Raw genomic sequence first — 7,453 nt, 5'->3', positions numbered from 1 at the left:
CATCGGCCAGAACACCCCAGCCGAAACCCGAACCAACTATCGTCAGGCCCCGGCTGCCTAACAACCCCGTGTCCGCCCCACCGGGGCAACTCCACTCGCGTGATTGGAGGGGCATCACGCGTGATTGAGGGGGCATCACGTGTGCCGGGGATGGTCGGGTGGCTTACCCGGGCGGTCGGCTTGCGTGCTTGGAGGGTCGGGTGGCGTGCTTGGAAGGTCGGCTGGCGTGCCTGGAGGGTCGGGTGGCACGAAAAAGGGGGTCAGGCGCGGAGCTCCTGACCCCCTGAAGTGAGGTGAGTGCGTTACTTGATGGCGGAGCCGGCTTGCCAGTCGGCCCAGGACTTGGACCAGTCGCCGTACAGGTCCCAGACCGGGAGCTGGGGGCCGCCGGAATTGGTGACCTCCACGACGTCGCCTAGGCCCATGTTCTGGAAGAACCACTGGGCGTTCGCGTCGTTCAGGTTGATGCACCCGTGCGACACGTTGGAACTACCCTGCTGGCCCACGCTGTTCGGGTTCTCGTGGACGAACTCGCCGTCGTTGGAAATGCGCTCCGAGAACTTCTCGTTCGAGCGGTACGCCTTCGGATCCGGTGGGCAGACGCCGTACGTGCAGGAATCCATCGTGTAGTTCGCCTGCTTGTCCGAAATCACGTGCGCACCCAGGTGGGTCGGCGTGGCGTCCTTGCCCATCGAAATCGGCATCGACTTCACCATCTGACCGTTGTGGAAGATCTGCATCTGCTCGCTGTTCCCGTCCGCCTTCGCGATCCAGGAATCGTGCACCTTGTACGTCTCCGTACGATCCTCCGCGCCGAACACCCCGCCGCCGAAATCGACGCCGTAGATCTTCGCCGTCACCTTCAGCGTCGTGCCGGCCTTCCAGTACTCCTTGGGCCGGTAGTGGACGTTCGAGTCGTCGATCCAGTACCAGCTGCCGTCCTGCTTCGGGGTCGACTCCACCGTCAACGCCTTCTCGACCGCCGCCTTGTCCTTGACGGCGACCTTGCCGAAGCTGAACACGATCGGCTGGCCGACGCCGACGCCCGTGCTCGCCACCGCGGACGGCGCCGGGATCAGGTTCGCGTTCGCCTGCTTCTTCGGCGACAGCGTCGTGATCTGGTTGTCCTGCTCGACCGGCTTCCCGTTGGTGCCCTGGGCGTGCGCGACGATCTTGTACGTCGTGCCGTAGCCGAGGGGCTCACTGGACGTCCAGCTCGACCCGTCGCCCGCCAGCTTGCCGGCGACCGTCTTCCCCTTGGCCGCGTTCGTCACCGTGACGTCGAGGAGCTTCCCGTTGGCCGCCTTGACGACGATCGGCGTCGCCGGGTTCACCGCCGCGCCGCCCGCGGGCTCGAACGTCACCGCGACCGGGGTTTCGGACGGCGAGGCGGACCCCGACGCCGGCGCCCCGCCGGCGGGCGACCCACCGTCGTCACCGGACGAGCAGGCGGAAAGCAGCAGTGCTCCGGCAAGGATTCCGGCCACCGAAAGTAAAATCTTCTTGGGGAGCATATTATCTCTTTTTGGGAATCGGGATCGGCGGGCATTCGTCATCAAAACTACGCGATAGCGATGACGTTCTTGTCGGCGGATCGGTGCATCGGCGTGACGTGGATCACGTGATGACGAGTCCGGGTGCACCGTACAGCCCCGGCCCGCTCACCGATAGTGCGCCGAGGTATTCGCGCGCCGCCGTGTACGCCTCTTCCGCCAGCGTTTCCGTGTGCCCGAAATCCAGGGGGTTCACACGTACCGGCGCGGGCCCCGGCAGGTAGAGCACCGGCACCTGCGCGGCCGCCACCGGCGCTTCCAGCACGGCCTGGTTCCGCATGCTGATCATCGCGGTGAACATCATCACCTCGGCGAACGTCCGCGGCGCGCTCGGCAGCTTCCCGGGGAACGCGCAGTCGAGCACCACCAAAGACTTCGCGCCCATGGCGAGGGCCTGCCGCATCGGCACGTTCGCGACGAGCCCGCCGTCGTACAGCAGCTGCCCGTCGTGCTCCACCGGCGGGAAGATGCCGGGGATCGCGCAGCTCGCCAGCAGCGGCTCGAGCAGGCGCCCGGAGCGGATCAGCAGCGGCTCGGCCGTGTCGACCTGCGTCGTGACGACGCCCAGCGGCAGCGCCAGGTCTTCGAAGCGCGTCTCGGAGCCGAGGTGGTCGGCGATGATCCCGGCCAGGCCGGTGTTGGGGAACAGGTGCGTTTTGCTCTGCGTCAGCGTCCGGACGCGGCTCAGCACGCCGCCGGGGAACGCCTCCGCTCGCGTCATGTGCGCCCAGATGTCGTGCAGCCGCGCGAGCGCGTCCTCGCCGGAGCGGGCCAGCACGGCGGCGTTGAGCGAGCCGACCGACGTGCCGGCTACGACGTCCGCCGTGAGCCCGGCTTCGGTCAGGGCACGCAGCATGCCGACCTGCATGGCGCCGAGGCTGCCGCCCCCGCCGAGCACGAAGCCGACCGGGCGGGGGAGATCCGCGAGACTCATACCGCCGAATGTAGTACTCAGGGCACGCGTTCGGGCTCCCGCTCGGGCGCGGCCAGTGTCTTGCGCTTCTTGAGCCGCAGCAAGAAGAACACCGCGGCCGCGGCGAGCACGCCGACGACGATCAGGCCGCCCGTGTTCAGGGCGCCTTCGATGCGCTTCGCGGCCTCGCCCAGCGCCGCGCCGATGCTGATGTGGACCAGCGACCAGCAGAAGGCGCCCGCCGCGGCGGCCGGCAGGAACTTGCGGAACGGCAGCCCGGACGTCCCGGCGGCCGCCGGCGTCAGCGTCCGGATGACCGGCAGGAAGCGGGCGAAGAACACCGCCCAGGCGCCCCGGCGTTCGAGGACGGCGGTGGCCTTGTCCCAGGCCTCCAGGCCGTACTTGCGGATGAGCTTCGTCTCACGCAGGCGCGGCCCGAAGCGGCGGCCGATGCCGTAGCCGAGCGCGTCGCCCGCCGTCGCGCAGAGGGTGACGACGAGCCACAGCACCAGGAAGCGCGGGACGGTGTTCGCCGTCGTCGCGGCGACGAGCAGCCCGGATTCGCCGGGGGCCAGGAAGCCCAGCCCGATCGTGCACTCGGCGAACACCAGGCCGCCGGTGGCGGCGACGAGCCCCGGTTCCGGCAGTCCTTGCAACCAGCTGAGGAGGTCCGAAACCAGGGCCATGCCCGCCACTTTACCGATCCTTTAAGGATGGTGGGGTGACGTGCGTCACCGGGCCAGGAGCGACGCGGCTTCCTGAGCTGCGGGTCCTTCGACGGCGAGGTGCTGCAGATTCTCCGGCAGGACTTCGCCGCGGTGGGCCTTGGTCTGGGCGTAGAGCCGTCCCGCGCGGTAGGACGACCGCACCAGCGGCCCGGCCATGACGCCGGCGAAGCCCATGGCTTCCGCGGCGCGAGAGTGGTCCACGAATTCCTCCGGCTTGACCCACCGGTCCACCGGGTGGTGCCGCGGCGACGGACGCAGGTACTGCGTGATCGTCAGGATCTCGCACCCCGCGTCGACCAGATCCTGCATCGCCGGCGCGACCTCGTCCGGCGTCTCACCCATCCCCAGAATCAGGTTCGACTTCGTCACCAAACCGGCCTCACGCGCCTTCGTGATGACCTCCAGGGAACGCGCGTACCGGAACCCGGGACGGATCCGCTTGAAAATCCGCGGCACCGTCTCCACGTTGTGCGCCAACACCTCCGGACGCGACCCGAACACCTCAGCCAACTGCTCGGGGTCCGCGTTGAAGTCCGGAATCAGCAACTCGACGCCGGTACCCGGGTTCAAGTCGTGGATCTGACGGACGGTCTCCGCGTACAGCCAGGCGCCACCATCGGGAAGGTCATCCCGGGCGACACCGGTCACCGTCGAATACCGCAACCCCATGGCCTGCACGGACTCGGCGACCTTCCGCGGCTCCGAAGTGTCCAAAGCAGCCGGCTTACCGGTGTCGATCTGGCAGAAATCACACCGCCGCGTGCACTGATCCCCACCGATCAGGAACGTGGCCTCCCGGTCTTCCCAGCACTCGTAAATGTTGGGACAACCAGCCTCTTCACACACCGTGTGGAGACCCTCGCGGCGCACCAGACCCTTGAGTTCGGTGAACTCCGGCCCCATCCGCACCCGCGTCTTGATCCACGGCGGCTTCTTCTCGATCGGCGTCTCACTGTTGCGAACCTCGAGACGCAGCAGCTTCCGGCCTTCAGGCGCAGCACTCACGACCTCAACCGTACGCCCGTCCGGGCTACGCGGGATCCGGGGTGACGCCGGTCAGCTTCGCGGTGACGTCCCACAACGCGGCCCCCAGCGACTCGCTGCGCGCGGCCGCCAGCGGGCGCACCTTGACCGGGTGGCCGCGCACGCCGCCGAGGCTGCCGGGGGCGATGTAGTCGCCGCCCTCGACGCCGTCCGCGGTGGCCGCGTACAGCTGCGGCAGCGCGCCCTGGCGGACGTTCTGCGCGAAGAGCACCTCACCGATCCGGTGGCCGCCGGCGATGACCGAGCGGACGACCGGGTTGGAGTACGACCGCGCCATCCCGCTGCCGAGGCCGGTGGCGGTGTACCCGGGGTGGGCGGCGACGCTGAGGACGTCGTCGCCGGCCGCGCGCAGCCGCCGGTCGAGCTCCAGGGCGAACACCTGGTTGGCGAGCTTCGACTGCCCGTACGCCGTGGCCGGGTTGTAGCGGCGGCGCTCGGCGTTGGGGTCTTCGAGGTCGATCCGGGCGCCGACGGCGGCCAGGCTCGACAGCGCGACGACGCGGGCGTGCCGTCCGCCGCGCAGCGCGGGCAGCAGCAGCCAGGTCAGCGCCGCGTGCCCGAGGTGGTTGGTGCCGAACTGCAGCTCGAAGCCGTCGGCGGTGCGGCCGCGGGCGGTCGCCATCACGCCGGCGTTGTTGACCAGCACGTCCAGCGCGTCGCCGGTGCGCTCCCGCACCGACGCGGCGGCCGCGCGCACCGAGGCGAGCTCGCTCAGGTCCAATGGGATGAGCTCGGGTTCGGTGCCCGCGGCGGCCGCTTTCACGATCTCGAGTGCCTTCGCGCCGCGCTCGGCGGAGCGGCAGGCGAGGAGCACGCGGGCCCCCTTGCCCGCGAGCACCTCGGCGGTGCGCAGCCCCAGGCCGGAGTTCGCCCCGGTGACCAAGACGGTCCGGTCACTCTGGTCAGCGACGTCGGCTTCGGTCCAGCGCTGTGTCATGGGTGACACCTAACTCCATCCATGCCCCCGCCGCCGCCCTCAACGGAGGCGCTGCGCGCCGCTGGTTGAATTGTTACGCACTGGGCGCGAGCAGGCGCCGCAGGTGTCCGATCACCGGACGGCGGCGGGTGCTTTCTTCGCGGTTCGCGCGCAGCAACGCCTCGAGCGCGTGGCCCACCTTGACGATTTCGCCGGCCGGTTCGCGCGGGTCGGCCAGTCCGGCCGTGACGGCGAGCATCCGCAGCTCGCCTTCGTGCATCCGGCGCAGCGACGCGTGCCGCTCGTAGGCGCCGTCGAGGACCGCGCGCAGGTCGGCGTGCTCGTCGACGGCCGCGCGCCAGGCGCGGGTGACGGCGTCGACGTGGTCGCCGAGGCCGTCGGCATCGTCCGGGTCGATGACCTCGGTGCGCAGCCGCCCGCTCAGCGTCCGCGTCCACTGGTACTGCAGGGCGGTGAGGACGTTTTCCTCGGTGCCGAAGTGCTCTTCGGCACCGGGCACCTCCTCGAGCGGCAGCGGCGCGCCGGGATTCCGGGCGGCCAGGCGGACGGTCGCGTCGAGGATTTCCTGACGTCGGTAGAAGTCTGTCCAGCTCATCGTGTGGCTCCCCTTCCGTGGCCCGGGTCATACCGCGGGTCTGCGGCATACTCCCGGTACGGACCTGACGCGCCGAACATACCATGAGTATGGAGAGCTGTTCCGGGCGTAAAGTTGTGAAGGTGGCGACAATGAGGTCCAGACGACTCGACTACTCCGAGTCGACGCGGTCCGCGCTGGTCGACAGCGCGGTCGAACTGTTCACCAAGCGCGGTTACGCGGGAACCTCGCTCGACGAGATCGCCAAACGCGCCCGGGTGACCAAGGGCGCGCTGTACCACCACTTCAGCGGCAAGCAGGCGTTGTTCGAAGCCGCGTTCGACCAGGTCGAGAGCCTCGTCTACGACCGGCTCGACAAGATCATGACCGGCGAGGGCACGCCGTGGGAGCGGGCGCTCGCCGGGCTCAACGCGTTCTTCCGCGCCTGCCTCGACCCCGCCTACCAGCGGATCGCCATCCACGAGGCCCCGGTCGTGATGGGCTGGGAGCGCTGGCGCGAGGCCGAGGAGCGGTGCAGCTTCGGGCTGGTCCGCTCGGGCCTGCAGTCGCTGATCGACGCGGGCGAGGTCGAGCCGGTGCCGGTCGAGGTCACCGCGCGGCTGCTGTTCGGCGCGCTGTCGAGCGCGGCGACCGAAATCGCCAGTTCGCCCGACCCGAAGAAGGTCCGCGCCGAGATCGAGGACGTGATCGTCCGCATGCTGGTCCGGCTGAGGCGCACGGAGCCCGACGTCTCTATAGGCTGACGTCGTGGACTTGAGGATCTTCACCGAGCCCCAGCAAGGGGCCAGCTACGACGACCTGCTGCGCGTCGCCAAGGCGACCGAAGCCGCCGGGTACGACGCCTTCTTCCGCAGCGACCACTACCTGAAGATGGGCTCGGCCGACGGCCTGCCCGGCCCGACCGACGCGTGGATCACCCTCGCCGGCCTGGCCAGGGAGACCAGCCGGATCCGGCTCGGCACGCTCGTCACCGCGGCGACGTTCCGCCACCCGGGGCCGCTGGCCATCTCCGTGGCGCAGGTCGACCAGATGTCGAGCGGCCGCGTGGAGTTCGGCTTCGGCGCCGGCTGGTACGACGCCGAGCACGCGGCATACGGCCTGACGCTGCCGCCGCCGAAGGAGCGCTTCGACCGCTACGCCGAGCAGCTCGAGATCATCACCGGGCTGTGGAAGACGCCGGCGGGCTCGACGTACTCGTTCGCGGGGGAGCACTACACGCTGTCCGAGTCGCCGGCGCTGCCGAAGCCGGCGCGGTCCCCGGCCCCGCCGGTGATCATCGGCGGCGCCGGCAAGAAGCGCACCCCGGCCCTGGCGGCCCGGTTCGCCGACGAGTTCAACCTGCCGTTCGCCGACGCGGAGACGGCGGTGGCCCAGTTCGCCCGCGTCGAGGCCGCGGCGGCGGAGATCGGGCGGGACCCGAAGGAGATCCTGCGTTCGGTGGCGCTGGTCATCGGGGTGGGCCGCTCGGACGCGGAAGTCGCGCAGCGGGCGTCGGTGATCGGGCGGGACGTGGACGAGCTGCGGGCCAATGGGCTCGCCGGGTCGCCCGCGCAGGTCGTGGACCGGATCGGGCAGTGGCGGGAGAAGACCGGGATCACCCGGGTGTACCTGCAGCTGCTGGATCTGTCGGACCTGGACCAGATCGACCTGATCGCCGCCGAGGTCGCACCACAGCTGGACTAG

General features: G+C 69.9%; 8 protein-coding genes. 2 read left to right on the top strand and 6 right to left on the bottom strand.

The genetic code is table 11. The annotated features are described in order from the left end of the window. Positions 1-302: 302 nt before the first annotated feature. The 6 genes from AB0M30_RS11200 to AB0M30_RS11175 all read right to left on the bottom strand — a co-directional run bounded on the left by AB0M30_RS11200 (position 303) and on the right by AB0M30_RS11175 (position 5,770). Complete coding sequence (locus tag AB0M30_RS11200) at positions 303-1,514, bottom strand: Ig-like domain-containing protein (protein ID WP_199191368.1); 1,212 nt, start codon at positions 1,512-1,514, stop codon at positions 303-305. A 103-nt stretch (positions 1,515-1,617) separates the two neighbouring features. Then, positions 1,618-2,487, bottom strand: coding sequence for a patatin-like phospholipase family protein (locus AB0M30_RS11195; protein ID WP_364582619.1), 870 nt, complete (start codon positions 2,485-2,487; stop codon positions 1,618-1,620). Positions 2,488-2,504: 17 nt separating this feature from the next. After that, a complete protein-coding gene (locus AB0M30_RS11190) occupies positions 2,505-3,152 on the bottom strand; it encodes a DedA family protein (protein WP_364582617.1) in 648 nt (215 codons plus the stop codon). A 45-nt stretch (positions 3,153-3,197) separates the two neighbouring features. Continuing rightward, positions 3,198-4,199: a lipoyl synthase gene (gene lipA, locus AB0M30_RS11185; RefSeq protein WP_364582615.1), complete on the bottom strand. Its 1,002-nt coding sequence runs from the start codon at positions 4,197-4,199 to the stop codon at positions 3,198-3,200. A gap of 25 nt (positions 4,200-4,224) precedes the next feature. Beyond that, entirely contained in the window at positions 4,225-5,175 is a 951-nt protein-coding gene (locus tag AB0M30_RS11180; protein WP_364582612.1) for an oxidoreductase, read from the bottom strand. Between the two features lie 73 nt (positions 5,176-5,248). Continuing rightward, positions 5,249-5,770 (bottom strand): hypothetical protein, encoded by a 522-nt coding sequence (locus AB0M30_RS11175; protein ID WP_364582610.1) that lies wholly within the window; start codon positions 5,768-5,770, stop codon positions 5,249-5,251. Between the two features lie 131 nt (positions 5,771-5,901). Here AB0M30_RS11175 and AB0M30_RS11170 point away from each other — a divergent pair, with 131 nt between their 5' ends. After that, entirely contained in the window at positions 5,902-6,513 is a 612-nt protein-coding gene (locus AB0M30_RS11170) for a TetR/AcrR family transcriptional regulator (RefSeq protein ID WP_103342363.1), read from the top strand. 4 nt (positions 6,514-6,517) lie between these two features. After that, on the top strand, positions 6,518-7,453 hold the full coding sequence (locus tag AB0M30_RS11165; protein WP_364582607.1) for an LLM class F420-dependent oxidoreductase: 936 nt from the start codon (positions 6,518-6,520) through the stop codon (positions 7,451-7,453).

This window comes from Amycolatopsis sp. NPDC051716, assembly GCF_040681595.1.
In the GTDB taxonomy this organism is placed as follows: Bacteria; Actinomycetota; Actinomycetes; order Mycobacteriales; family Pseudonocardiaceae; genus Amycolatopsis.
This window is presented reverse-complemented; position numbering and strand designations above follow the sequence as displayed.

Bases quoted from the DNA above. Each gene is read 5' to 3' on its own strand.
- AB0M30_RS11200 (WP_199191368.1), bottom strand. From the start codon at position 1,514: ATGCTCCCCAAGAAGATTTTACTTTCGGTGGCCGGAATCCTTGCCGGA.
- AB0M30_RS11195 (WP_364582619.1), bottom strand. From the start codon at position 2,487: ATGAGTCTCGCGGATCTCCCCCGCCCGGTCGGCTTCGTGCTCGGCGGG.
- AB0M30_RS11190 (WP_364582617.1), bottom strand. From the start codon at position 3,152: ATGGCCCTGGTTTCGGACCTCCTCAGCTGGTTGCAAGGACTGCCGGAA.
- AB0M30_RS11180 (WP_364582612.1), bottom strand. From the start codon at position 5,175: ATGACACAGCGCTGGACCGAAGCCGACGTCGCTGACCAGAGTGACCGG.
- AB0M30_RS11175 (WP_364582610.1), bottom strand. From the start codon at position 5,770: ATGAGCTGGACAGACTTCTACCGACGTCAGGAAATCCTCGACGCGACC.
- AB0M30_RS11170 (WP_103342363.1), top strand. From the start codon at position 5,902: ATGAGGTCCAGACGACTCGACTACTCCGAGTCGACGCGGTCCGCGCTG.